At 58.4% G+C, this 26697-nt stretch carries 21 protein-coding genes and 1 pseudogene; 7 read left to right on the top strand and 15 right to left on the bottom strand.

Going from position 1 to position 26697, the window contains the following annotated elements; genetic code table 11:
* Positions 1-47 precede the first annotated feature (47 nt).
* The gene (gene thrH / locus HRU82_12625) at positions 48-668 is read left to right on the top strand and encodes a bifunctional phosphoserine phosphatase/homoserine phosphotransferase ThrH (protein QOJ35732.1); all 621 of its coding nucleotides are present in this window, start codon (positions 48-50) and stop codon (positions 666-668) included.
* Between the two features lie 15 nt (positions 669-683).
* Here thrH and HRU82_12620 read toward each other — a convergent pair.
* The 6 genes and pseudogenes from HRU82_12620 to HRU82_12595 all read right to left on the bottom strand — a co-directional run bounded on the left by HRU82_12620 (position 684) and on the right by HRU82_12595 (position 7258).
* Positions 684-2189: pseudogene (locus HRU82_12620) on the bottom strand (ATP-dependent DNA helicase RecQ).
* Positions 2190-2400: 211 nt separating this feature from the next.
* Positions 2401-2829, bottom strand: coding sequence for a hypothetical protein (locus HRU82_12615; GenBank protein QOJ35731.1), 429 nt, complete (start codon positions 2827-2829; stop codon positions 2401-2403).
* A gap of 74 nt (positions 2830-2903) precedes the next feature.
* Complete coding sequence (locus tag HRU82_12610) at positions 2904-4574, bottom strand: alginate export family protein (GenBank protein QOJ35730.1); 1671 nt, start codon at positions 4572-4574, stop codon at positions 2904-2906.
* A gap of 253 nt (positions 4575-4827) precedes the next feature.
* Positions 4828-5127 carry a twin-arginine translocase TatA/TatE family subunit gene (locus tag HRU82_12605; GenBank protein QOJ35729.1) on the bottom strand — a complete coding sequence of 100 codons (300 nt, stop codon included), beginning with the start codon at positions 5125-5127 and terminating at the stop codon, positions 4828-4830.
* 89 nt (positions 5128-5216) lie between these two features.
* The gene (gene tatA / locus HRU82_12600; protein ID QOJ35728.1) at positions 5217-5501 is read right to left on the bottom strand and encodes a twin-arginine translocase TatA/TatE family subunit; all 285 of its coding nucleotides are present in this window, start codon (positions 5499-5501) and stop codon (positions 5217-5219) included.
* A gap of 278 nt (positions 5502-5779) precedes the next feature.
* Positions 5780-7258, bottom strand: a complete 1479-nt coding sequence (locus HRU82_12595) for a class I SAM-dependent methyltransferase (protein QOJ35727.1) — start codon at positions 7256-7258, stop codon at positions 5780-5782.
* A 128-nt stretch (positions 7259-7386) separates the two neighbouring features.
* Here HRU82_12595 and HRU82_12590 point away from each other — a divergent pair, with 128 nt between their 5' ends.
* The 6 genes from HRU82_12590 (at position 7387) to HRU82_12565 (ending at position 13572) form a co-directional block, all read left to right on the top strand.
* Positions 7387-7956, top strand: coding sequence for a hypothetical protein (locus HRU82_12590; protein ID QOJ35726.1), 570 nt, complete (start codon positions 7387-7389; stop codon positions 7954-7956).
* A 7-nt stretch (positions 7957-7963) separates the two neighbouring features.
* Positions 7964-8692, top strand: a complete 729-nt coding sequence (locus tag HRU82_12585; GenBank protein ID QOJ35725.1) for a hypothetical protein — start codon at positions 7964-7966, stop codon at positions 8690-8692.
* Between the two features lie 313 nt (positions 8693-9005).
* Positions 9006-10589 (top strand): ABC transporter ATP-binding protein, encoded by a 1584-nt coding sequence (locus HRU82_12580; GenBank protein ID QOJ37202.1) that lies wholly within the window; start codon positions 9006-9008, stop codon positions 10587-10589.
* Positions 10590-10706: 117 nt separating this feature from the next.
* A complete protein-coding gene (locus HRU82_12575) occupies positions 10707-11480 on the top strand; it encodes a glycosyltransferase family 2 protein (GenBank protein QOJ35724.1) in 774 nt (257 codons plus the stop codon).
* Positions 11477-11776 (top strand): lipid-A-disaccharide synthase N-terminal domain-containing protein, encoded by a 300-nt coding sequence (locus HRU82_12570; protein ID QOJ35723.1) that lies wholly within the window; start codon positions 11477-11479, stop codon positions 11774-11776. Before HRU82_12575 ends, HRU82_12570 begins: the two co-directional genes overlap by 4 nt.
* Positions 11776-13572, top strand: a complete 1797-nt coding sequence (locus HRU82_12565) for a glycosyltransferase family 39 protein (GenBank protein QOJ35722.1) — start codon at positions 11776-11778, stop codon at positions 13570-13572. Before HRU82_12570 ends, HRU82_12565 begins: the two co-directional genes overlap by 1 nt.
* A 21-nt stretch (positions 13573-13593) precedes the next feature.
* Here the strand turns inward: HRU82_12565 and HRU82_12560 are convergent, their stop codons facing one another.
* From HRU82_12560 to HRU82_12520, 9 genes are all read right to left on the bottom strand, one after another.
* On the bottom strand, positions 13594-14679 hold the full coding sequence (locus tag HRU82_12560; protein QOJ35721.1) for a phosphatase PAP2 family protein: 1086 nt from the start codon (positions 14677-14679) through the stop codon (positions 13594-13596).
* A complete protein-coding gene (locus HRU82_12555) occupies positions 14676-15800 on the bottom strand; it encodes a PD40 domain-containing protein (GenBank protein ID QOJ35720.1) in 1125 nt (374 codons plus the stop codon). Before HRU82_12555 ends, HRU82_12560 begins: the two co-directional genes overlap by 4 nt.
* Complete coding sequence (locus HRU82_12550) at positions 15787-17625, bottom strand: hypothetical protein (protein QOJ35719.1); 1839 nt, start codon at positions 17623-17625, stop codon at positions 15787-15789. Before HRU82_12550 ends, HRU82_12555 begins: the two co-directional genes overlap by 14 nt.
* Before the next feature lie 386 nt (positions 17626-18011).
* Positions 18012-18797, bottom strand: a complete 786-nt coding sequence (locus HRU82_12545) for a response regulator (protein ID QOJ35718.1) — start codon at positions 18795-18797, stop codon at positions 18012-18014.
* A 131-nt stretch (positions 18798-18928) separates the two neighbouring features.
* A complete protein-coding gene (gene ftsY / locus HRU82_12540; GenBank protein QOJ37201.1) occupies positions 18929-19861 on the bottom strand; it encodes a signal recognition particle-docking protein FtsY in 933 nt (310 codons plus the stop codon).
* Entirely contained in the window at positions 19845-20306 is a 462-nt protein-coding gene (ybeY, locus tag HRU82_12535) for an rRNA maturation RNase YbeY (protein ID QOJ37200.1), read from the bottom strand. Before ybeY ends, ftsY begins: the two co-directional genes overlap by 17 nt.
* Positions 20307-20359: 53 nt before the next feature.
* Entirely contained in the window at positions 20360-21415 is a 1056-nt protein-coding gene (locus HRU82_12530) for a PhoH family protein (GenBank protein ID QOJ35717.1), read from the bottom strand.
* A 114-nt stretch (positions 21416-21529) separates the two neighbouring features.
* A complete protein-coding gene (locus HRU82_12525; protein QOJ35716.1) occupies positions 21530-22405 on the bottom strand; it encodes a hypothetical protein in 876 nt (291 codons plus the stop codon).
* Between the two features lie 146 nt (positions 22406-22551).
* A complete protein-coding gene (locus HRU82_12520) occupies positions 22552-26520 on the bottom strand; it encodes a hypothetical protein (protein QOJ35715.1) in 3969 nt (1322 codons plus the stop codon).
* Positions 26521-26697 lie beyond the last annotated feature (177 nt).

Genomic DNA, 26697 nt, shown 5'->3' with positions numbered 1-26697 from the left:
CTGAACCGAACGCATTGCATCCCGCATAACCGTCTAAAGGAGACTCCATGCAGAATCCCCTGATTGTCTGTCTCGACCTCGAAGGTGTGCTTGTACCGGAAATTTGGGTCAACTTTGCCATCAAGACCGGCATTGAAGAGCTCAAGATCACGACGCGCGAAATGCCTGACTATGACGCGCTCATGAAGCGTCGCTTGGCCATCCTCGATCAACATGGCTTCACCTTGACCGACATTCAGGCTGTCATCGACGCCATGGGCCCCTTGGAGGGGGCCGCCGAGTTCATGACCTGGCTCCGCGAGCGGACCCAGGTCATCATCCTGTCCGACACCTTCTACGAATTCGCCCTGCCGTTGATGCGTCAACTGGGGTATCCGACGATTTTCTGCAATCAGCTGGAGATCGGCGAGAACGGCCGCATCGTGAACTATAAGCTGCGGCAGCCCAACCAAAAGAAACACGCGGTGGCGGCGCTGAAGAATCTCAATTTCCGGGTCATGGCGGCAGGTGACGCCTACAACGATACCGCGATGTTGGGTGAGGCTCACGCAGGGTTCTTTTTCCGCCCCCCAGCCCACCTTCCCAAAGAGTTTCCTCAATTCCCCGTGACGCAGACTTACACCGAACTCCAACAGCAATTTTCGAAGGCAGGGGGGTTCAGGTCGTAAGCAACGCGAGATCCGCTACCGGTCGCCACGCAGCACCGCAAGGACGCGGCGGCCATACCGCTCGATCTTCACGTCGCCGATGCCGGGGATATCGGACAGGGCCGAGAGGGTGGTAGGTTTCAAGCCGGCGAGGGTCCGCAGGGTCTTGTCGTGAAAGATGACGAAGGGGGCCACACCTTCCTCCTCCGCCAACTCCAAGCGCAATCGACGCAATTGCTCAAACAGATGAGGATCGGCCGAGACCGGCCCTGGAGGCGCTGAAACGGAAGCCGCTCTCCACCCGGATGAGGCGGGCTCCGGCCGACAGCGATCACAGAGGCCGCAGGGTCCCAATGCCCGCTCGGCCTCATCGCTGAAATACTCGAGGATTGCCAGTTGCCGACAGCTTGTCCTCGACACATACCCCAGCACATCTTGGAGGAGCGTCTTCATACGGTCGGCACGCGCCGACGGCCCGGTTTCCCTTGAAGCCTGCCGGATAAAATACTCTTGCGTCGTCACGTCCGACTCATGAAAGAACAAGACGCAGGAGGCCGGGTGGCCGTCGCGGCCGGCTCGCCCCGCCTCCTGGTAGTAGGCCTCCAGACTGCCGGGAATGTCGAAGTGGACGACGAGCCGCACATCGGCCTTGTCGATGCCCATCCCGAAGGCGTTCGTCGCCACTAGAATCCGGATGGCTCCCGTTCTGAACGCGTTATGCACGGCCCGCCGATCGTCATCCGACAGTCCGGCGTGGTAGTACAGAACGGAGGAGTGCGACCGTCCGAGCCACGCCGCCACCTCTTCGACCGCACGTCGGGTGGCGCAATAGACGAGAACCGCTCCGGCCTCCTGTTCACGGATCAGTTCCTCCAACTGCATGAGTTTCTCCCGGCGAGTCCTGCAGGGGCGCACGGACAGGGCGAGGTTCGATCGCCGGAAGCCCGTCACCAGACAGAGCGGGTCTCGGAGCGACAACCGTTCACAGATATCCGCTTGAACACGCGCGGTAGCCGTTGCCGTCAGAGCGAGGCAGGGCGGATGCATCAGTTCCTGGCGCAGTCGGCCGATCTTGAGATAGTCGGGCCTGAAGTCATGCCCCCACTGCGAAATGCAATGGGCCTCATCCACCACCAGCAACGACACCCAGAGCGAACGCAATAACCGAAGGAACCGCTCGTGCTGCATACGCTCCGGAGCGAGATAGAGCAATCGCAGCCGCCGCAACTTGAGATCGAGCACCACCCGCTCCCGCTCCTGCTCCGACAAGCCGGAATGGAAGGCCGCCGCCGCGACCTTCCGCTGTGTGAGGGCGGCAACCTGGTCCTGCATGAGGGCGATGAGAGGAGAAATGACCAGCGTCAATCCCGGCAGCAACGTCGCCGGCAGCTGGTAACACAAGGACTTTCCCTGGCCCGTCGGCATCACTGCCATCGCATCCCGTCGAGCCATCACGGCGGTGATCACGTCACGCTGTCCTGGCCGGAAGGTCGGAAATCCGAATGTATGGGTGAGGCGATGCGAGAGGTCGTCCGCGGGGAGTCGTACGGCGGCAGGAAGGTCGTCGTGAGTCACGGTTGCGCGAGTATATGCTGCGCGACTTCCGTCGGACAAGACATCGGACTCGCCTCGTGTGGGGGCATCGGCGCGAGATCCAGCGGAGGCATGGAATAAGAAGCCCCGCCGAGGATCACTCGGCGGGGCCCATGTGGGACGTGCGGGGGTTGCCCCTCACGAACCCGAAATGAATCGCCTATGGGGCAGTGTAGCTGCCGTACTTCGGCACGGTGTCGCAGCCTGGCCCCTGGCTCTGATTGGCTTGACAGAGATAATACAGCGCGCCTTGGGCCGACAAGCGAGCCTCCTTGTGCAAGCGCGCCTTGCCGTAATCCACCGCCATCTTCAGTTGACGCATGGCATCGGCGCCGACGCCGCCTGACTGGGCTTTACTGAGTCCATCCTGCAATTTCGCCGTGGCGCTGTCGATGACCGATCGATCAGCCCCCCAACGCTTCGTCACATCGACGGTGGTCCGCCTGCCGAGTGCCGGTGCGTCGGTCAACTCGACGATGGCATCGTTCACCGCTTGAATCGCATCCGCCACCTGGGCCTGCGCCACGACCGGCCCGCTGCCGATCGCAAACGCTGCCACGCTCAGCGTTACGAACATGAGTGTCTTCATTGCGTGTCTCCTTTTCTGTTCATCGCCAGGAACGGCCTCGCCTTGTTGCCTGACGTGTCACGCTTCGCGCATGCTTAGAAGTTCATCCACAGTGACATGTAGGCCCAGTGTTGGTTGACCTGCTGATTCAACGTGCTCGTCAGATAGCCGCCGCTGAAAATCGTGCCGTAGGCGGCCTGCAGGGCCACCTTGCCGTCGGCGAACATTCTGGTGTAGGCCACGTCGATTTCGTCACCGATGTGGGTCTTCGTGTTGTTGGCGTTGGAGAGCACGTAACAGCCCTGCGCACCTCGATACCAGCAGTCCTTCGAACTGGCCAAGTTCAAGTTCGTGTACCACAGCTCAATGTGGTCGCGAGCCGTTGGACGGGCCTGCAGGTTGACCGAGGGAGATAGCATGTTCTTCCAAGCCTGCACATCCATATACCCCATGTGGATGTGGTTGGTCGGGAAGAAGTTTTCAAACGTGTTGGCGGTGCTACAAGACCCAGGGGTCGCACCGCAGGTGTTATTCCGACCGTCGCCGGAGGCGTAGTCGAAGTTGAACGCGATACGCGTCTTCCAAGCCGTATCATAGAACGTATAGCCGATCCAGTTCCTGGTCGCCCAAGCATTGATGTGCAAACACTTCTGGTCTCCGGCGCAGGCTCCGGCCTGTCCCATCTGACCGAACTGCCAGGCGATTTCGTTGCTGAAGTCGAATCCACCCTTGCGGATCTCGATTCGGTTACCGATCATGTGCCGAGTCTGGTTGGCATGCTTCGCGGTGCCCAAGCCGAACGCTTGATTCCCGACACCCGCCGTGGCAGAAGAGCCGTAGTTGTTCTTGTAATACACATAGAACGGCTCGATAATCATGCCCGGAACCACCTTGATCTGGTTATAAAAAATGAACATGTCCGCATCGCGGTTGGCATCACTGCCGCTCGCATTGCCGGCGATGTTTCCGGATCCGCTGCCCACGGCCGCCGCCTGGTTGAGATCAGACTCAGAATTTCTGAACCAACCGAAGTAGCTGTCCCAATTCTTGGTCTGGTAGGCGAACATCACACCGTCATGGGAATAGCCGGTGTTCGCCCAGTCGAAGTGGCCGAACAACGAGTGGTTGCCGAATATCACATACTGACGACCGACCTTCATGCTCAAGCCCTGAATATCGGCGAGGTTCCTCACCAACATGTAGGCCGCGCGCACGCCCAGACGGCAGGAACCGGTGGCGGTGGCCGAACAGTTGTGGTTCAAGGGGTCGCCGCCGTTACCCGCGTTCGTCGCGGTACCGTTACCGCCCCAGGTAGCACTGTCGATGATTTCCAGGTAGAAGTTCACATCCGGCGACAGGTCATACCCAATGCCCAAGCGCATCCATTGCTGCACGAAGAAGTCGTTACCCTTGTTTCCGCCACCCGCGGCGTTACCCCTGGTTCCGAACGTATTACAGGAGCCGTTGGCGTTCATCGCCATACCGAAGCAGCCGTTGTTCCGCATTTCCGGCCGCACGCGCAGGTCGGCGCGCATCCAGAGATTCTTCACGTCGAAATTGCGTCCGATGACCGGATCGTAAATTTCGTACGCTTCCTTTTGTGGCATGTTGCGAGGAATGGCGGGAAGGTTGGTGATACGTTCGCCCGGGGGCAGTTCAAATCCGGCAAAGGCCGGGACCGTCAGACACTGCAGCGCCGAAACCACTGCAGCGCCAAAGATGGCAGCCAATCGACCCCATCTCATCCGTCCATGGATGCGTTTCATAGCGTTCCTCCTGTGAATTGGATGGCAACCCGTTGTGTACCCATGCACGCAGGGCGCCGCATGTACATCCAACCGCTATTGCACTATGAAGCTACAAATCTTGTCTGGTGCGGTGTCGGCCAGACCTGATGGTGCCCACCATCCGGCTCCGCTGCCCGTCCCAATCCCGAGACGAACGCCACCCCACCAAGCATGTTGTCATCTTACGGCCTTCACCTCCCTTCACAGTCGCAGAGCGGTCAATGAACTGATCCTAGGCCTGCTTGGGCAGGCCCGATTCTTCTGCCGCGCGCTCCGCACCCGACGTTGCGTGGTTGATTTCTTCTTCCGCTTCTTTCATCGACGCCTCGAAATCCTGCTCCACCATCTTCATTTCCTGCTGAATCATGTTGAGCTCCGGCTCAACCGTCTTCTTGAGGTCGTCGGCCGTTTCCTTGAAACCCTTCACGGCTTTCCCGACCTGACGACCGATCTCGGGCAACTGTTTCGGCCCGAACAACAGAAACGCGATCACCAGAATGATGAGAATTTCGCCGGCGCCAAGACCGAACATGGTGTTTCCTGCTGAGACGATTCTGCTGAAGGAGGGGCGACCCGCTGCCGCGCCTCTCGGTCTTCAGTGTGCTTTCTCAGTCCCGCAAGTTACCCCTGCGTCTCCCGTGGCGGTGGAGCCGCTGCAGCCTGCTGCGGAGGCGGCGGTGCAGCCGGCTGTCCGGCTTGCTGGATTTGTGCCGTCGGCTGGGGAGTCGGCGAATCGGCCTCCGACGCCGTGACATCGATGGCATCCGGTTCATGCACCGACTTCTTGAACCCCTTGATGGCTTTGCCCAATCCCTCGCCGAGTTGCGGAATCTTGCCCGCACCGAAAATGATCAGCACGATGATGAGAATCAGCAGCAGTTCCATCCAGCCGAACGAACCAAACATGGTACTGTATGCTCCTTGTTACAGCTGTGCGATTATTCGCACGACGCACGGTCAGGCACTTGCACCCCGCAACCGCTATCGTGGAGAAAGGCGTCTGTGATGACCGGGACCGGGATACCGTACCTCATCGCTTTCGACGCCATGGTGGCGGCCGACGAGTCTCCCTTCAGAAATCGCGGGAAAGGCTATAGAAACGAACTTGATTAGTCAAGCTCTTTCTCCCGCATTTTCCGCGGCATGGGAGCGACACCTTCGCGCCGTTCGTTAGGCAGGAGGCCTTACGGACGGAAGGAGAAATGGTAATACTCGATGGGGCTGGGAGGCGCCCCGAGTGCCATCAGCCATGCCTCGCGTTCATACCCTAGCTTTTCCAACTCCGGTTGCGCCTGACTCAATTCCTCCTCGGTCACATACGCAATGGTGTCAGGAATGCCGCTTGGCTTAAGCGACAAGAGAATCCCCTGCGCCGTTTCTCGCTCTTCTGCGGGCATTTCGCTGCGCAGCGGGAACTCGATCTTGCGCTGGTAGGGACTCTCGTACGTTTCGTTGAGGGCACGGATGGTTTGCAGGGTCAATCGATCCAACTCCCACGGTTGGACCTTGGAGCCGACCATCGGATGACAGGCCAAGAGATCCATGAGCGTCATCACGTTGGTGTTCAGCCGGCTCCCCACAAACTCTCGCTGGGTCTCGATCGTGGAGGTATTGATCCCCATGTGTTTGGCCACAGCCTGGATCAAGGCCAGATTCACCATGAAGCTGTATTGGCCGCCGAACTGTCCATAACAGGGTTTGTCCGGGTCCTGGAGGACCTGCATATCCGCCGTTCCGGCGTCGAAACTGCTGAATCCCACCGCGTCGGACGCCAGCAGCCGCTTCGCTTCCTTGATGGAGGCACAGGCGCCTAGATTCACCGGCATCAAGACTTCGTCGTCGATGCCCTTCATGAACTCGGTGATCGTCTTGCGATAGGGGACCTCCTTCCAGTCCACCTTATGGTATTCACGCTCCCAGATCAGATCGTCGAGAAAGGGCGGAAACTGCTTGAGTCGCTCGACATCCTTAGCCTCGAAGGCCCGCAGAAATCCCGACCAATCAGCGATCGACAGCGCCTTGCGTTCGCTGAGATTCGGGCGGAGATGTTCCTCCTCAAACTCACCGGCCTTCTTGACCAACAGCTTCGTCGACAATTCGTTCCACAACTCATTGCAGAAAATGCGATCCACCGTGCCGTCCGCGACTGTAGCTAGATTGCTTACATCGGCACAGAGGGTCTCGACCCGGCCTATATGGGGAACGAGGTCCGGATGGGCACGCGCCAGTTCCAACGCATGGGCCTGAGAATCCACCAGCACGTAGCGCACTCGCGGATACACCGTGCCCCCCTGATCGAGACACTGAAGATGGCTCAGAAAACAGGCGGCCAGGTTCCCGTTGGTGGGCCCCCATTCCATCACGGTCAATTGAGGCGGCGAAGCCGGCTCCTTCGAGGGCTCGGCAGCGGGGGACGACGCTCGTTTCGCGGCGACTTTCTTGTCGCGCTTGGTGACCTGCTCATAATAGTCCGCAGCCAACGCATGGGCGAGGCGATAGTCGGCCGAAGCGAAGGTCTGATAGAAATTACGCTGCTGGTCGCCTCGCAATTGATAGAACAAGACATTGATGTGGGACTGCCAGTGATCGACCGGCTTATACTCCCCGAGCGGCTGGGGCAAGGCGTCAAGGTCATCGGGCTTCGTCATGAGTTGTTGATCCATTCCATCCCCCCTCTAGGAAAGGCGAAATTCTAACAGGAAGGAAATTTCCCCCGCAACTCGACTAGGGCCTCTGATCCGACGAAACGGGTTTCTTGACAGGCCTGATCGAGGGAGTGTACCAAGGCGGTATGAGGCCACCCTGCGGGCTGCTGTGTGTGTTCCTGCTGCTTCCCTCTCTGCTTCAGGCGGAAGACCTTCCGCTCACCCGTAATGTCCCGATCCCGGAATACCAGAACCGCCCGGAGCACACCAAACCCTACAACTTCGATGCGCCTCCGGAAGGGATGTTTCGCTCCATCGTGCTCGCGGAGGGATTCGAAGAGGAACTGGGGTTCCAGCGAACCCATGAGATCGTGCCGGTCAAACCCACCCAACGGTTTCCGTCCGGCTCCAAGCCGGTCTTCATCGTGTTCGAACTCCACCAGCATTACCAATCTTTCCAAATCTTCGGGCGCTGCTACCCCGAGCAGGTCGCCGGCCTTGAAACCACCGCCCTCGTTGCGGAAGACGCCATGTTCATCGCCCTTGAGGACCACACGGGCTACCTGAAGTTGTTTCCCACTCAGGGTGACTGGCGGCCGGGACGCTACAGGGTCGAAATTCACGCCGGCGAAGAGGTTAACGAGATGAGCCTGATGGGCACCATGCGCTTTACCATCGCGGCGGCGGACGCCACGGTTTCTGAATCACCCCGCTAGGCTCCTTATGCAGTGGGACATTCTGGCCACCGTCCTTCTCACCGCGACGATTCAGTCGCTCTTCGGCGTCGGGGTGCTCTTGTTCGGCACCCCCATTCTGCTCGTCCTGGGGCATGAGTTCCTCACGGTCCTCACGATCTTGTTGCCGATCTCGCTCACCATCAATATCCTGCAAGTGGCGAAGGACACACGGCATGTGGACCGGCCTTTCTACCGGCAAATCCTTACCCTTACGATTCCGGGCGTCATCCTGTGCCTCCTGTTGGTGGCGAAGTTCCGCTTGAACATCGGCGGCTTGGTCGGGCTCTTCTTGATTGTCGCAGCGCTGAAGAGCGTCTACGGGCCGTTCAATCAATGGATCGAATCGTTCGTCCGGTGGGAACGGATCTATTTCATGGTAATGGGGATCGTTCACGGCCTGACCAACCTGGGCGGCTCGCTCTTGACCGCCATCATCCACACTCGCCACTATGAGAAGGACCGCACGCGCGCCACGACGGCCGCCGCTTACGGCACCTTCGCCTTGTTCCAACTCATCACCTTGGGGCTCTCATTGGGCCCTGCCGCCATCCTGTCCACCACAGCCACGGCCTACATGGCGCTGGGGGTCGGCACGTTCCTCTTGAGCGATCGCTTTTTATACGGTCGCCTCGATAGCGCGCGGTACCGAACCAGCTTTGCAACCTTCCTCTTTTTCTCCGGCCTCGCGCTGATTGCAAAGTCTCTGTTCCTATAACGACCTGAAGCGGTCCGCCAGGGGAGCCGTCGGGAAACTCTCGTCTGGTTGACGGACGGGCGAGACTCGGTCTAGACTCCCGCCATCGACAGCCGCTTCAACAGGTGATGGAGTTCACCGAGAACCGCCGGTCCACGATGCACATGGACGGCTGATAACTCCTACTGGCACATCGCACAGTAGGAGTGCTTGCGTGGCCCTTCCCAACACCACCATTACCTCAGACCACGATACCTTCCCTCAATACCGTCTCGTCGACGTCCTTCGCGACATCCTAACGCACGTCGGCTTCCTTCTGAAGGCTGAGCGAGAGATGTTGGGCATCATTGCGACCTATGCCGTCGGCATCGGACTTTTCCTCCTCTGCGTACCCATTGCCGTTCAAGAATTGGTCAGCACGTTCTCCTTCGCCATGGAGCCGCGCATGATCTTCACGTTGACCCTCTTCGTGGCCAGTTCCCTGACCGGCGTGGCCGCGTTTCGCGTGCTCCAAGCGCGCGCCGTAGAGACATTCCAGCAACGGCTCTATACCCGCATTGCCCTCGCCTTCACGCTGCTCCTGCCCCGCCTGCGCGACGATACCTTCCACCCTCAACAGGCCCATCGCTTCATGGAAGCGGACCTGCTGACGCGCGCACTGGTGGCCATGGTGGCGGACCTCTTCAACGTCGCCGTGGTCGGCACCATCGGTATCACCATGCTCATCCTGTTCCATCCGCTCTTCGTGGTCTATATCCTGGTGCTGTTGCTTGGATTCGTGGGATTGCTCACCATATTCGGCCGCGGAGGCTTCTTCATCACGCTGGAGATGTCGCGCCTGCATTATGAGATCTTCGGGTGGATTCAAAACATCGCTCACAACCTCCCCCATCTGCGGGCGGCAGGAGAGAGCCCCTACCTGCTCACGCGCACCGACGCACTGACGCGCATCTACGCCAGGATCCGGCAGCGCCGGTCCGACACGTTGACCGGCCGTCAATACAAGGCCGCAGCGCTTTGGCAGGTCGCCGGCCACAGCGGGCTCATCGTCACGGCGGGGCTGCTCGTAGTCGACGGGCAATTGACCGTGGGACAATTCGCCGCCGCCGAGGTGCTGGTGGGCAATCTCCTGCTGAACATGGACACCCTGGCCCGGCGCATGGTGGCGATGTTTTTCGCGTTTGTCTCCTGCCGTGAGATCGCGGCCGTCTTTTCGTTGCCCACGGAGGATGAGGGAACAAGGGCCGAGGTGCCGGCAGCGGCGTTCGGCTCATCCGGCATCCACCTGACCTGCCGCAACCTCTCCGACAAGGCGACGGACGGGGCCGTCCTCTTTGAGAACGTTTGCCTGGACGTCGCACCCGGGGAAAAGGTCGCACTGCTCTGTGCCTCCAACCATACCAAGACAGCACTGGCGATGGTGTTGGCGGGCCTTCGCCCCCCGACCGCCGGATTCGTGCGGTACAACGGGATGAACTTGGTCGAGGTGCAGCGGGCATCGATCAGTCGCGTTCGAGGAGTGGTGCTGGATTCCCTCCCCACGCTCTTGGACGGCACGGTCGAAGACAATATCACCCTCGGCCGAGCGGACATCGCCTACGAGCAGCTGCAATGGGCGATTCACTTCGTGGAACTCGACAAGGAGATCGACGCGTTGCCGCAGGGGTTGCACACCTGGATCTCAGGGTACCGGTCGCCCCTGTCGTTGAGCCAAACCCTGCGATTGCTGGTGGCGCGCGCCATCGTGACTCGCCCGCAGCTGCTGATCTTCGACGGCACCCTTCACAACATGCTGCCGGCCACGCGCGAGACCATCCTCCGGCGGCTCTGCGCGAAAGACGAACTCTGGTCGATCCTCTTCCTCTCGCAGGATCCGCAGATCGCCGACTATACGGACCGGCGGCTGTTGATCGAGTAGGCGCTGTCCGTCAGCGGCCCCGGAGGCCGGCACCGTTTGACCACTCCTCCATGCCTTTTGTAGAATGTCGCCCGTGACGATCGACGAACCCCTGCGCGAAGGATCCGATCCCGCTCCATGACTGTGGTGACCCGCCCATGGGCTTCCGTGGTCATCCCCATCAAGGATGAACACGACAACTTGATTCCCTTGACGGAGCAACTCATGCAGGTCCTGGATGGCCGGGAAGAGTCGCGATCGGCTCCGTTCGAGCTGTTGTTCATCGACGATGGGAGCACCGACGGGAGTTCGGATCTCTTGGATCGCTTGGCCAACCAATATGCCCCAGTGAAGGTGTTCCATTTCGATCGGAACTACGGCCAGTCCGCCGCCTTCGATGCGGGGTTCAAACAATCGACTGGAGAGTTGGTGATGACCATCGACGGAGATCTCCAGAACGATCCGGCAGATCTCGCCACGCTGCTCCCCTACATTCACACGTACGATCTCGTGTGCGGCTGGCGGAAGAATCGGCATGACAGCCTGACGCGCAAGGTGTCGTCTCGTATCGCCAACGCCGTACGCAGCGCGGTCACCGGAGACCGCGTCCACGATACGGGCTGCTCGCTCAAATTGTTCCGCCGCACGGTGGTAGATAAACTGCAGCTTTTCGAGGGCATGCATCGATTTTTCCCGGCCCTCGCCTTGATGCACGGATTTACCGTCACAGAAGTCCCGGTGCGCCATTCCCCCCGCACGCGCGGCACGTCGAAGTATGGTGTCGGCAATCGTCTGTTCAAGGGACTCTACGACTTGATCGCCGTGCGCTGGATGCAACATCGCTGTCTCCGATACCGTTATCGCACCGCTCCGACGCCATCTCCCTCTATTCCGACGTCCACACCCCTATGACCATCGAAACCCTGTGGCTCATCATCGGGTTCCTTGGCCAGGGAATCTTCTTCATGCGTTGGGTCGTCCAATGGATTGCCTCAGAACGCCACGCCGAAAGCCGGGTCCCCACGGCCTTTTGGTACATGAGTCTGATCGGCGGTCTGATCACGCTCGCCTACGCCATTTATCGTGAGGATCCCGTCTTCATTGCCGGCCAGAGCATCGGTAGTATCGTCTATCTGCGGAACCTCATGCTCATCCACCGCCCTGGTCACGCCGATCCCGGTGCAACCTCGCCCGCGACGAAATCCTGATGGAACCGGAATTGAACGGACAACCCGCCCCCCCCGCAGCGCCGACGCCGGCGGATCGATCGATCCAACCGCCGGCTTTGCTGCTCCTATTGGCCATGGCGGCCGTCTTGTTCTTCGTCGGCCTCGGCTCGCTCGGACTCACGGACCGCGATGAGGGACGGAACGCCGAGGCGGGACGCGAGATGTTCGAAACAGGGGATTACATCAGTCCGACCTTCAACTATGAGCCACGATTCGCCAAGCCGGTCTTCGTCTATTGGCTGATGACCCTCTCCTACCACGCCTTCGGGGTCACTGAGTTCGCCGCGCGCTTCCCCTCGGCCCTCTTCGGGCTCGGACTGATTCTGCTTCAGTACCTCTTCCTGACCCATTGTCGAGGCCCGGTAATGGGACTGTTCGGCGCAGCGATGCTGCTGTTGAACCTGGAAATCATCGGCCTCGGCCGCATGGCCCTGACCGACAGCGTGCTGAATTTCTTCACGACCCTCGCACTCTACGGGTTCTGGCTGGGCCTCTATGGCTCGGGGCGGGAACGTCATGCCCTATGGCTCTTCTACGTCGGCATGGCCTTCGCTACCCTGACCAAAGGGCCCATCGGCTTCTTGATCCCCATATTGGCGGCGGGCGGCTATTTGTGGTTGACCCGCTCGTGGTCACTGTTCCGGGAGCGTGGGCACCCCATCGCCGGCCTGCTGGTCCTCTTGACGCTGACCTTACCCTGGTACCTGACCATGTGGAGTATCCACGGAGAGCGCTATACGACCTCCGCACAAGGCGATACGATCGGTCGGTTCTTCGGCGCTATGGAGGGCCACGGCGGGACACCGCTGTTCTACCTGCCCATCTTCCTGCTCGGGTTCTTCCCTTGGAGCGGCTTCCTGCCGTTTGCCTGGTATCACGCCTACAAGAGCTGGCGGAACGCCAATCGCGAGGGGCTGTTCGCCGAGGCCTCCTCTGCGGAGGCCATGTCAGCCTCGCCACGGGCGTTGGAGTGGTTTGCTGCGGTCTGGCTTATCGGCGGATTGATCTTCTTCAGCCTCTCCTCGACCAGACTCCCTCATTACATCGCCCCGCTGTTTCCTGCGGCAGCCATTTTGACGGCCTCCTTCTGGCATCGCTGCGTGACCGACCCTGATGCGCCTGGAGCCCGCGCCGCACTGCACACCATGATCTCCGTCGGCTGCCTCTTGGCGATCGCGTTTGCATTACTGCCTCCGCTGTACGCACGGTTTGCCCCCAAACTCGCCAACGAATTCCCCCTGGCAGGCCAAGTGGGACTCGGACCCGGTCCCTACACCATCGCATCCATCTTTCTGCTGGGGATGGGACTCGTCGCCTACTTCGGCTTGAGCGAATCCAGACGTCCTGCCGCATTCTGGGCTGCCGGAGGATCACTGGCTCTCGTCGTCCTGGCCGTCACACAACTGGTGTTCCCGATCGTCAACTTTTTTGTCATTGAGCCGCCGCAACGACTAGCCGAGGTCGCAGGAGCAAACCTTGGCCCGGATGATCGATTGATCATTTATGGTCAGCCTCGCCCCTCGTTGGTGTTCTATGCCAAGCGGAACGCCATCATGATTCCCTTGAATGAGGAGGCGAACATCAAGCCCTACCTGACCCAACCGGGGCGGACGATGATCTTGCTTCCGAATGCCCTGCGGGGAAGGCTGCCGTTCGAGACGATGGACTATCCGATCGTGCTCGAACGATTCGGCTACGTGCTGTTAGCCAATCGACAGATGATCAACGTGCCAGAGGAAGCCGAGCAGCCGCCGATCCGCATTCCCGGCCATTAGCCAGGCCTGTGCAGCGCCTGTTCATTGCAAAGGGACAAGCCCCTTCAGCGATTGCAGCAGTGCGAGCGTCACCCCTGCCCCCACCCCAAACACAAACTGTCGGCGCCATGAGTACGCGGGGACAGGAACCTCCATCGCGCCGGACGCAGTAAAGATCCATCGGGCCAGGCAAACCAGGCCGGTCAACCCGATAATCACCGACGCCCCGGACGCGAAACCCATCCCCAGCCAGACTAGACAGTCCCCCTGGGACTGCCACATCGAGCTGCCTTTCGCTCCGATCCGGCGCGATCGGACCCACGGAAGGACGAGGCCACCGATCACCAAGCCCGTTCCTGACAGAAGAAAAGCGGCATCGGTCGCCGGGTCGGCAATGCGATGCGTCAAGATCCAAAACAGTGCGGCAAGCGCCACAGCGGCCGGTGCGATCCGGATCAGCGCGACAACACAGGACCGTGCCCACCAGCGCAACGGACCGTTGAAGACTGAGCCGATGATAAAGCCTGTCACCATACCGGCCACCACGTCGCTGAGGAAATGAGACCCCCGCCAGATCCGGCTCGCTCCAACCCAGGCAGCCAAGGCAAAGGGGACCCACTTCATGCGGGGAAGGGCTCGCGCCAAGACAGTGACGACTGCCACTGTCGCCGAAGTATGTCCTGACGGGAAAGAATCCAACCCCGAATCGAGAGACGGCCACCACTGCCATCCGCCTGAATGCGTGAGACGAGGTCTGGGCCGGCCGATGACGTGTTTCAGCGTATTGACCACGAGCGCGACGACCCCATGCGCCAGAAGACTGTCCAAGGCCAGCCGCGTGAGCGCCTGCCGTTTGAGCAACAGTCCCGTGGCTCCGATCACGAGACTGATCGCCACCAGCGTTCCGCCATTGCCGAGTTTCTCCCCAAGGTCGCCCACCCGCTGCCAGGCCGCCAGATTGTGGGAGCGGAGAAACCAGAGGATCGGAATGTCGATGTGCAGGAGCGTGGCAAAGGACCCGAGCAGGGCCAGCGTGGACAAGAGGACGGCCCACCCGGAGGGGCGGGCCGGTGGGGGCATCGGCTGCGCCACCCAGGGCGCAGCCGACCCGTCACCTGTTTCGGTCATGGAACCCAATCGGCGAGGAAGACGTTGAACTCTCCACGCTCTTTGGCCCCACGATCGGACACCCATACGAGGCTCTTTCCGTCGGGCGCAAACATGGGAAAGCTATTGAACGATCCCTCGAACGTCACGCGCTCCAACCCGGAACCATCCTCATTCACCAAATACAGGTGGAAATCCGGTCGCCCGCCTTCGTTCCTCGTCTCAACGTTGGAGGAAAAGATGAGGCGATGCCCGTCCGGATGAAAATACGGCGAAAAATTAGACGCCCCGTTTTTCGTCACCTGCTGCTTGCCGGAACCGTCGGCATTCATAATGAACAGTTCGAGCTGTCCTGGTTCCACCAGGTTCTGAGCTAGTAGCGCCCGATAGTGGTCCAACTCGTCCTGATTGCCGGGATGTTGCGCACGATAGACGATGCGTTTGCTGTCGGGGGAGAAAAACGCACCACCGTCATAGCCCACTTCCTGGGTCAGGCGCCGAGCGTGCGTGCCGTCCAGATTCATGGCATAGATATCGAGGTCACCATCGCGCATCGAAGTCCACACGATGGTCTTGCCGTCCGGGGACACCGTTGCCTCCGCATCGTACCCCGGCGTAGTGGTCAGGCGCTGCGGGTCCTGCCCGTCGAGACGGACCGAGAAGAGATCATAATCATCCAGCGCCCACCGATAGGCCCCATCCCGTTTAGGTTTTGGAGGGCAATTCGGTCCGCGCAAATGCGTGGACGAGTACAAGACGCGCCGGTCTCCAGGAAAGAAATATCCACAGGTCGTCGCCCCTACCCCGGTGCTGACCATGCGAATCGCACCGCTCCCGAGATCCATGACGTACATTTGATAGCACCCGAGCGGTTCGTCGGCCGGTTTCATTGCCGCCGCAAAGGTGTCTTTCATCCAGTTGTTGGTGGACTGAAAGATCAGCTTGGTTCCATTGAAGGAAAAATATGCCTCGGCATTCTGGCGGCCGAAGGTCAACTGCCGGATATTGGTCAGATGCCGTTCTGCCGAAACAGCGGGCTTCGTCGCCTTGGGCTGTTTGGTTTCCGCTGCCTCTGCCGTGATCGACAGAGTACACAGCAGCAGGCCCGCTATCCCCGTGATAATTGCGTTATGGCTGGTCAAATCGCACCTCTGGACTCATCTTGTCCTCCCAATCTCCCCGTGCCACGACGGCACCATCCTGGAACACCACATAACTCTGCCATCCGTAAAAAAACAAGAGCCGCGCGACTCGCCCCAGCGCCTGAGGTGAGGTCCCGTAAAGCATGGTCACCACGCTGTCCGGCTGGTCGTCACGCCGACAGGAAACCAACAGCGCCATACCCGGTCCATCATAAGTTTTCCCCTGCACCGTAAACCCGCTCTCGGTGACCCGAATGCGCTCCCCGCACCCCCGCAAGGCGTCCATCGCCACCACGTTGTCCAGCGGCCCGCCCAGCATCAGGACTGACCCATTAGGGAGTTGGCCCTCTCGGCGCTCAGACGGAAAGATGGTCGTCGGCGAGATACTCGGTTTGGCCTGCTCTTGCGTCATGATCCGCTGCACCAGCTCCGTGAACGGGCTGGTGTGCTCCGTCGATGGCATCGAAGGGGGGACGACCGTCCGTACCCCATCGGTCACATAGAGGTTCAACATAGGCGGCATGTCGCTTCGAGCCACGCGACGAAACAGATGAATGTCTGGATCCAGTCTGACGGCCAACGGACGTTCCGACAGCGGAACCACCCATCTATCCTGTCCCTCACGCACCCGGACCCGAACCACATGGCGTCGCCCCCCCGCCAATTCGAATTCCAGATCGACCGGCGCCTGATAGGCATCGCCCGCCTGCTGCACCTGAACGACAGCCTCGATCGTTCGGGGATCTCCGGCAGTCCCATGCAGGGGATACAGCTGTAGCCCAGTAATCGCCAATTCCGGCGCACCAGCCCGCTCTATCCATTGCGCAAAAAACCATCGCAAATCCAGGCCTGCCACCTCTTCAAAGAGGCGCTCCAGTTCCTTCCATCCCGCCACCTTCCCAAGGTATCGATCCGAGAGCTGCCGGATGCCGCGCCAAAACGTGGCATCACCCAATTCCTGCCGGAGCAGATGAAACACCATGGCAGATTTCTGATAGCCGATGGCGTTGTCCTTTTCATCATGCTTTTGACTGAAACGTTCCACAGGGTAATCATCGCCCGATCGAATGTACACGGAATATCCCAGCAGCATGTGACGTCGCTGTTCACGAGCTTGCGCCTGATCCCCCGTAAGCTCATGGTAGTAATAGTTGGCCAAATAGGTGGTCAACCCCTCCACCCAATTTCCCTCGTTCACTCGATTGAACACCCCGTTTCCAATCCAGGAGTGCACAATTTCATGCCCAAGGGCATAGGGCTGTATGTAATGACGCTTGATCACGCCGCTGCCCAATAGCGTAAATGACGGCATACCGAGCCCGCTGGGAAAAAAATTCTCGACGACGGCAAACTGTGAGAAGGGGTACGGTCCGAGGATCGGAATATATGCGTCCAAATAGCGAGCTGACGCATCGAGGTACTCGTCGGACAGCGCCGCCTCCTCAGGAAACAGGTAGGTGGCGAGTTGTATTGCTTGGCCGGACGCGGCACGCCATGATCGGGTCTTGACGACAAACCGGTTGGCCACGACCGTTAAGGCTTCGCTTCGACTGGCAACTACCCATTGGGTCGAATCGGGTTGGGGCGAGCCTTGGGTAACTGCCGTCCACCCCTCCGGCACAGTGATAGCCACGTCGTACGTGGCCAATGAGCCCTCCACATCCGGATACCACTGGCTTTCGCTGCTCAAGTACACCCCTTCCGGACCGATATGCCCGGAGGTTTCGCTCGGCGTGACGAAGCGGAGATGGCGGGGATCACGCGGGGGATCATTGATCGTGCCGCGGTAGACGATGCGCAACTGCATGGAGCCGTTCTGGGACATCGTCGTCGGCAATGTGGCGATCAAGGGCCTCAGACCAGACCTATCATCCCCCTCACTTCGTTCGAACAACACGGAGGGAGCAGCCTCACAGGCCCCCTGGCACTGCGTGACGTCCTCGATACGATCGACTTGCAGAGTCGGCGCGAGTGAAAAAACGACGCTTTCGCCGGGCCGCCCACCGCTAAGCGTGATTCGGTCGACCGCCGCGAGGGCATGGCTCTCGGGAACCAGTTCCAGAGCGAGCTGATGATGCTGGATTGATACAGGAGAGGAGGTTGGATCTGCGCACACCAGGGCCGGGGCCGCCAGCCCTGCCACAAAGCCGACACAAAGGAGTCGCTGTACGGAATTCACCCTTCACCGACCACTGAACGTGGAGGTGAAGCTTAGCACTCCCGACAGACCATCACAAGCTGGATGGTCATCAGAGCCCGTTCCAGGTCCAGCGGTTTGTCTAATACCTCGTGGGGCCCCAACGCCCAGGCGTCCGCAAGTAACGCGTCGCTCTGATGGCCACTCAGGATGATCGTTCCGCCGGAATATCCGCTCTCTGAAAGATGGCGCAACACTTCAACCCCATTCACTTCCGGCATGGCCAGATCCAGAATGATCAAGTCGGGGGGCGACTCGTTGATCAAGCGCAACGCCTCTCGCCCATCATAAGCCCCACGAACGTCATATCCCCTTAGCGAGAGGAAACGTACCAAGAGATCTCTCGCCATGACATCGTCGTCAACCACCAAAATGCGCTCAGAGTTGGCTTGTCCCATCTCGTCGATCGATGAACCAGTCATCGACTTCGTCTCCATCCCGGCTCGTTGCGCGACTCGCTGCACCATCGCAATGAGCACATCCAGGGAAAGCCCTTTCCGAAAAAACTCGGTGACCTGCAACTCACGCGCGCGATTCTCCTCCTCCTCGGTCGCACCTCCTCCTAGGAGGATCACCCCGGCACAAGGATCGAGTGCGCGGATCTCCCGCAGCACAGTCAATCCATCCATCTCCGGCATTCGTAAGTCGAGGAGAGTGACGACCGGATGATGCTGCCGGAATAGGGCAACCCCGTCCGCGCCACGGATCGCCGTCGTCACCTGATAACCGTATCGAACCAATGCCAACTGCAAAAGGTCGCAGTGCAGTCGATCATCGTCGATTACCAGCAACCGATTCATGGCCGTCCCTTGATAGAACTGTCGCGGCTCTCTGAACTGGAACGTGCAAGGAGCCTAACATGGGCCTACGATGATGAGAAGGAATTGCAAGAATACCGGAGGAAGCGGGTTCGAGTGAACCCGGGATGGCATCAGAATAAGGCGTCGACGAAGGCTTTCGCGTTGAAATCCTGAAGGTCTTCGACCGATTCTCCGACCCCTATCAATCGAACTGGCAGCTTCAAGGCTTCAGCAATAGCCACTACGATGCCGCCACGGGCGGTGCCGTCCAATTTCGTCAAGGCAATTCCAGTCACACCCACGGCTTCATGAAACTGTTTGGCCTGCGCAAGAGCATTTTGCCCGACGGTCGCATCCAGCACCAGCAGCACCTCATGAGGCGCCCCCGAGCACTCCTGCGCGACGACTCGTTTGATCTTGCGCAGTTCATCCATCAGGTTGGTTTTGGTATGGAGTCGTCCCGCAGTATCAATAAGTACCACGTCCGAGCCGCGCGCCTTGGCTGCCGTCATCCCATCATAGGCCACGGCGGCGGGGTCCGCCCCCGGTCTATGGCGGATCAGATCCACCTGAACACGGTCAGCCCACACTTGAAGTTGATCGATAGCCGCGGCTCTGAACGTATCGGCCGCAACGAGAAGCGGGGTTTTCCCCTGCCGGCGAAAACGCTGAGTCAGCTTTGCCACAGTGGTCGTCTTTCCAACGCCATTTACGCCGACTGCCAGAATCACAAAAGGTCGAGGCCCATGGGCTACCATATGCTCGAGCGAGGAGGATTGGATTGGAAGGAGAATGTCTAACAGAGACTGTCGCAATAACTCTTTGACCCGGTCGGCAGAAGAAAAGTTTCCACCACGCATCTGTGTGCGGAGTTGGTCCATAATTCGGCCGACCGCCGGCATTCCAAGATCCGCGCCGATCAAGGCCGCCTCAAGCTCATCGAGCAACGCTGGATCAGCCGCCCGCCCCAGCAACCGATCCAACTGACCGGTCACCGCATCACGTGTTTTTGACAACCCTGCACTAAGTTTCTGAAACCACCCCACCTTAACCTCTTCCCCTATCGCCCGAATCCATAGGTGTCTTACCTGGATTGGGCATCTTTTCGACCCTCTTCGTAATCAGTGGCGGAATCGGACTGATCCGCCTGAGGAGATCCCGTTCGCGCCGAGCCATTCGTCGTGCCTCTGCCTGGCTCCGCTCATGGTCATAGCCACACAGATGCAGAATACCGTGAATCAGAAGCAGGGCGAACTCGCGATCACAGCCATGCTGATGGCGTCTGGCTTGCCGGATCGCCTGCGGGAGCGAGATCACCACGTCGCCGAGCAACCTCGTAGGAGGGCCCGGCGCTTCCCGGCTGGCGAAGGCCAGAACATCCGTCGTCTTATCACGACGTCGAAACATCCGATTCAGTCGCCGCATTCGATCGTCGCCGACAATCTCCAGACTCAGCAGAGCCTGGGGTTCACCGACTCCCTCCAACACGTGACACGCAAGCTTCCGCAGCGCGCCCCTCTGCAAGCGCCATGTCCGAAGCCGCATACCGATGAAAACGACCATTAATGAGACTGGCCTATTGAGCCTGTCGAGGAAGGACGGACACTCTTAGGAGAGGACCGATGCCCACGGAAGGGAGACTCATGAGTGCGCGCCTGGGAGGAGGGCGGCTGACCCGCCTCATGCCGATCATATGCCTTGATGATCTCTTGAACGAGGCGGTGACGCACGACATCTCGCTCGTTGAAGTACACAAACTCGATGCCGGGAATACCCTTGAGAATCTCTCTTACTTCGATAAGCCCGGACGCTCGGTCCGACGGCAGGTCAATCTGCGTAATGTCTCCGGTCACGACAGCTTTTGAGTGAAATCCCAACCGGGTGAGGAACATCTTCATTTGCTCGGCGGTCGCATTCTGTGCTTCATCCAAAATCACAAAGGAATCGTTCAGGGTACGTCCTCTCATAAACGCAAGCGGTGCAATTTCAATATCTCCTCGCTCGATCAAACGGTTGGCTCGTTCCATATCCATCATATCGAACAAGGCATCGTAGAGAGGCCGGAGGTACGGATTAACCTTGGCGTACATATCGCCAGGCAGATAACCCAGCTTCTCTCCTGCTTCCACAGCCGGGCGGGCGAGAATGATGCGATTCACATCCTTTCTCAGCAACGCATTGACCGCCATCGCCATCGCCAGATACGTCTTCCCTGTTCCGGCTGGACCAATTCCGATCACGATATCGTGCTTTTCAATTGCATCGATATACTTTTTCTGCGTCGGAGTCTTGGGCGCAATGTACCGTTTTCTTGTGACGATGGGAGAAGAACTCGCGAGGATGTCCTTGAGCGGAACGTCTTGATTGTGGCGGACAGCCGTCAGGGCGTGGGTTATATCATCCGGCTTGAGGTCGTAACCTTCGTTAACCAGTCCAGCAAGTTCGTGAAGCAGGCGTTCCGCTTGCTTTACCTCGGCAATGGGCCCTTCTGAAGTCACTTCCTCGCCGCGAGCCGACAGCCGCACCCCGAACTCTTCCTCAATGAGCTTGAGGTGGCGATCATGGTGCCCAAAGAGAACAGCCGTGTTGGTATCTTCAGGTAATTTGATCTTGCGCACGCCTGGGATGAGAACTCCTTTCAGCAGACTCGAAGCTGGATTGTAGCAAAACCGGAAAGCCCGGAACAAGGCCGCAAAAAGCCTGCAAGAATTCCGATGGCTACCGTACGAAGACTACCCCCGAGAGGTTGGGGCTACGGCAAGATCAGAAGCAGATGGGATAGTGAGTTCAAATTCTTGCCAAGCCATCCCTCCTTGTCCATCATCCGCCAGGACTTTAACCCGATGTGTTCCAGCTGGTCCAGGGATCAGTCTCCAGCTGATACGCCCGGAGTTCCGATCAATAGTCATGCCCGGCGGGGCTGTTTCCAACACAAAGGTGATTGCATCCCTCTCCGGATCATCCGCCTGCACCACATACTCATATACTTCTCGGCCACCAACTGCAGCGGGGGTTGAAGTAATACGAGGGGGCGAGTTCCCCAGCACAATAGGCGCGGCTCGGACTGGTAACGTAGCGACCTCCTCATCCCGAATAATCACCTCCACCGCCACCGTATCTTTTCGGCTAAATCCTGCAGTGTCGAGTCTATTCTCCTCTCCCTCTTGTACCAATTTTCCATTGCGCAACCACCGATACAGGTAGTGGAGGTCGTCGCGATCAGGATCGACAACGTCGACCTTTGCAAGAAGACCACTTGCTGGCAAGGCGGGATCTGCTTCAATAGTCACGCTCGTGACGAGAGGTGGAGTATTGGTCACAACAACAGGCTCAGTACGATAGGGAAGACTTTCTAACTCACCATCCGCAACAACGACCTCAACGGCGATAGAATCGCCTCGCTTTAAATATTGTTGTTTGAGTTCATAGTCCGTCGCACCAAGGAGTGGAGTGCCATTCACAATCCACTGAAAATGCTTAACCAGCGACGCATCGGATCTACTATTCACAACCACATGAGCTCCAATTGGAGCCGCCAGAGTCGGAGGATTCGGCACAATTGTGACGAAACGCACTTCGGGGCGCTGTCCAGATTTCGCAGGATCCACTGTGACTGACTCGTCCTGGAGTGATGATGTGCAACCGGTCTGGGCCGCCAATAGGAGGGTTAGGATTGCAGAGAGTGCTGCCTGGGGGAAAGTCAGGCAGCCAACTAGCCGGACCTTCCCCGCATCGGCGATTGCACGGCTCGCTATCATAAACTGGTCCATGAGAAGAATCGACTTCGTGGGTCGACCGCTACATTGGCCCCGATGTTTGAACTCGGAAGGCCTCCAGAGCTTCCTCCCAATCCACAGGTTGGGCAGTCACCAAAGTTTCCTTGACTCATGTTGATCAATAGACCAAATGGGCTCCCACCATCCCTCCCAGAGCCCATATGGACGACAATTCCGAAGGCCAACCCCTCGCCCAGTGAGCCGAACCTATTGACTATCTGATTGGCTCCGGATGTGGCCGTTCCAATAATAGCCTCTTGATAGGCACTGCCTGTTTTGTAAAACAGCGCCCACAGTCGGCTCGTCCCAGATGACACACAAATATCATTCGTAGGGGTAAACGTTGGGAAAAAGACGACTCCTCCGAACACTGTCGGGCTATTCACCACTCGCTCACCAATCCCATATGGAGGAATCGACGGAGGACTGCCTGGTTCGACCAGTTTCGTGAACCAGCCATCCTTACTTTGGACAAGCCCAATCAACTGGGTAAAACTGGTGGCGCCAGTCACACCGGACACTTGCGTCGTACCACTCGGTAACCCGCAATCACCCACCCCGACCACACAAACGGTCGCGTTCGAGACATCAACGAGGTTATTTTCCATGCAATTGAGAGCGCTGACGGTTTGATTACATCCCGAATTCAGCACGGAGTCCTTCATGCCCACGAAATATTGAGTCGAGAGATCGGTTTTATCCGTCCCGCTGTAATACCGGCCACTGCCCGCAAATACCCACACGTTGGCCGCATCATCCACCGTTACCGAGGGTGCGGATGCAACCGGTCCCATCTCAGCGCTAGATGGAAGAGTATCCAACATTTCGGTGGGCACACGGGAAGCTCCCGACAAAATCCCCCACTGATTAGGATTTGTGACCGTACCAAATGGAGCCGTCGCCCCACCGGCGCCCATCGTGAGCCGATAAATCTTGCCTCGCCAAGGAAGCGAGCCATCGTGAATCACGCGACCGAAATACACCACGTCATGGCGATAGTCCAAATTCCGATCGAACGCGGTGATATCACCGATGTATGAATTCCAACTACCTACTGAGAAGGTGGTGACGAGACTGTTGGAAGTACCCGGGCCGGTCGCAAGATCGACCACGAACACCTTTGCGCTTTGGGTCACGCTCGCGTCATAACCGGTCGGACCAGATCCAGCGACCATGTACCACTTGGCATTCGTATGACTGGCCATTGCATCGGCTCCGGGATTGACGCGAACGATCGCCGGGACACTGGTGGCCAACCCCAGATTTGAACTGCTGAATGACCAGAGGAGTTTCGGCGCAACCTCGGGATTCGTGACGTCTAGGGCAAAGTAGGAACTTAAAAAGGTGTAGTCTGTTCCGCCGATGTTGACTGTCATGGGCGGCGCTCCGGTTCCCGCCGTGCATGCGCCGCAGCTGCCTCCCATCCTAAATCCACCGATCAAGATCGTGCCCCATCCGTTTGGATGGTCCGCATCCGGTGTAAAAATGCGGACATCGGCAACCTTCAAGGGCAAATCAACATAGTAGGTGTGTTGATAGTCAGCTCGCGACAGGAACTCTAATTGTGGGAGCAGTTCATATGGCACAAACCCCCACAACTCGTCTCCAAGTGGTTGCCCCGTCGAATTATCGTTTGGATTTTTGGTAAACCAGCCATGCTCGGTGGTATTCGCGGGAGCTGAGGCGCCGGTGTCGTCGCCAGGATGATAGAATCCAGCATTGAATGCGTGCAGCATACCGTCGTTTCCTCCCACATAAGCGACCTGACGACGGTTGTGGTACAGCTGCAAAAAGGCCGAGTAACTCTGGTCTCCGTATACCGCGTCATGACGGTCCTTCGGCGCCGCCACCACGGTAGGAGTCGAGTGAATGATATCGCCTAATTTCCATACCTTTAAGGCCGAGCTTCCAGCTGGCACCTGCAAGCGCCGATCTCTGGTGGTGGCCTGCTCGGCGCAGGTCGCTGGTTCACACCCCCGCACAAAGTTGATGATCTTGGTCCCCTCAGCGCTGGACGCAGCACGAAGGTATGGTCGCAGCACCGCTTCATTCGCTGTCGTAAACGGAATCTGTTCACCGGCATCGACAAAACCATCGTGATCGGAGTCCACCCAAGTCAAGATCGTTCGAGTCGAAGAATCTTTCAGGGCAAGCTGCTTCCCCGCTTCCCAAATAGGAAGAATATCACTAAGTAGCTGACCGCAAGGATTACAGTCGGCAACGGTTATCTGTCCGTCCCCATTCTGATCGTTCGGCATTCCATCGCCGTCACTGTCGACATACTTATCGACTTTGACCGAGTTGGACACCGTATCGAATCGCGTCTTAATGATTTTGTCGACCTTGTAATCTTGGCGACCGTCCTGATTGGTATCCTCACGGGTATTGCCAAACGTATCGATGAAGAGAGCCTGCGTATAGCCCGTCCATTTCACATCGCTTAATGTGGACGGTTCGATCGTACTCGGATAGAAGTACGACTGGTATAAGGCTCCTTCACCTGTGGACGCAGTGGCGAGCACGGATACCGAAGAGCCTGACGAGCTACGCCGTAAAATACTTGCGATCGTGGCCAAGAGCTTATCCTGCAAGTCATCAACATTGGATGATTCGAAATACGCGTCGGGGATGCCGTCCGGTACGGCGGCGCCGGTGTAGTTATTCTCCCGGTCCCACTCATTGGTTTGTGGGATCCCGTCCCCATTTGAATCCTCAAACGCACCCAATCGAGCGGTTTGCGCCAAAATCCCTCGCCCGTTGATATTGCCGAACGCAAAGAATGAATATACCGTTAGGCTTTGGGTCCCAGGCAAACAATGTCCTGTCACACCAAGACCCGCAATCGTTCCATCAGCGGTTCCGTTACAGGGACGGAGATCGTTTGTGTGGGCCCAATAGGCGACATCATCCAAGTAATGGCTGCCACTGTCCGCATAGGAGGTCTTGTGTTCGGAGAGCAAATCACTAAATGGGGTCAACGAGTGCGTGTTGCACGTGGAGTCGATCGGTCGCGGAGGAGCGAGATTATCGCTACCGGTGCAGTGCTGCCCGTGATGCGCATGACCATGGTCTTGAATGGCAGCTGGGATATTTTGATCTTGTGTCGGCTCACCATCCGTGAAAATGATGACGAATGTTCGACAACAATTGACAACCTGAGAGGTCGAGGCCCACGGCGGTGTATGGTTCTTTCCAAAGAAATAGGGGTCGCGCCCGCAGGCACTGGCTATATAACCAGCCGGGCACGTCTCACTCGCCCCTAGCGCACTGATCTCGCTCATCCCGATGGATCCTGCCCCGCTCGTCGCAAAGTTCACTCCATTGGAGACACCGCCAGAAAAGGCAATCGGATATACATATCCAGAAGAGAAAGTGGACTGGATCTGTGCCACATAGCGAGCGGTCTCATATAGCGATTCCGCCAGAGGAGTCCAGGTTGAAGGATAGGATTCCTGCACGGCATCCACCATCGCAGCCATGTTGGTATTGAAGGTCTCGACGCTGCTCCCAGACCAGTCAATGGACTGACGTGAGCCTGCACCGACCAACATTCTGGCCCCTTCACTACTGGACTTGAACTCGACCAATCCAAATCGTGCTTTGCTTCCGATCTGCTGGATGACACCCGTCGGTTCAGTCGCATACCCAATTTTCAGGAGATATTTTCGAAGACTGAAGCTGTCTCCACAGTTGCTATCAAAACTGTTGTCATTTTCGACGCAGAAGTAGGCTGCATCGGTGTGAATGTATATCGGGTTTGGATTGCTCCCGCGATCAGCTAATGGAATTCGCCCTTCATAGCCGTTTGCCCCGCTACCAGACGCCACACTGACAGTCTCTCTCGACACACCGCTCGCTTGAGCACGAACCGTTTTAAGCGCAGGAGTACCCGTCGCTGGACACGTTCCATCGGCCGCTCTTGCTGCAAAACAGTCGCCACCGATCATTGCTCGCTTTACAGCATCAAACCGGCGCAACGTAGCCCAATTCAGAAAATTTCCGTCCCATTCCGTATCCGAACATGGTGTACTTAACGCAGTCTTCGCAGCCCCCTCTTCAAATCTAGTATCTGCCGTATCGTAGAGATAACAGCGCAAGGAATCGAAGTAACCGGAGTATCTCGT

The sequence above is a fragment of the Nitrospira sp. genome (assembly GCA_015709715.1).
Lineage (GTDB): Bacteria > Nitrospirota > Nitrospiria > Nitrospirales > Nitrospiraceae > Nitrospira_A.
Note: the sequence above shows the minus strand (reverse complement) of the source record. Positions and strands in the feature narration are given on the sequence as shown.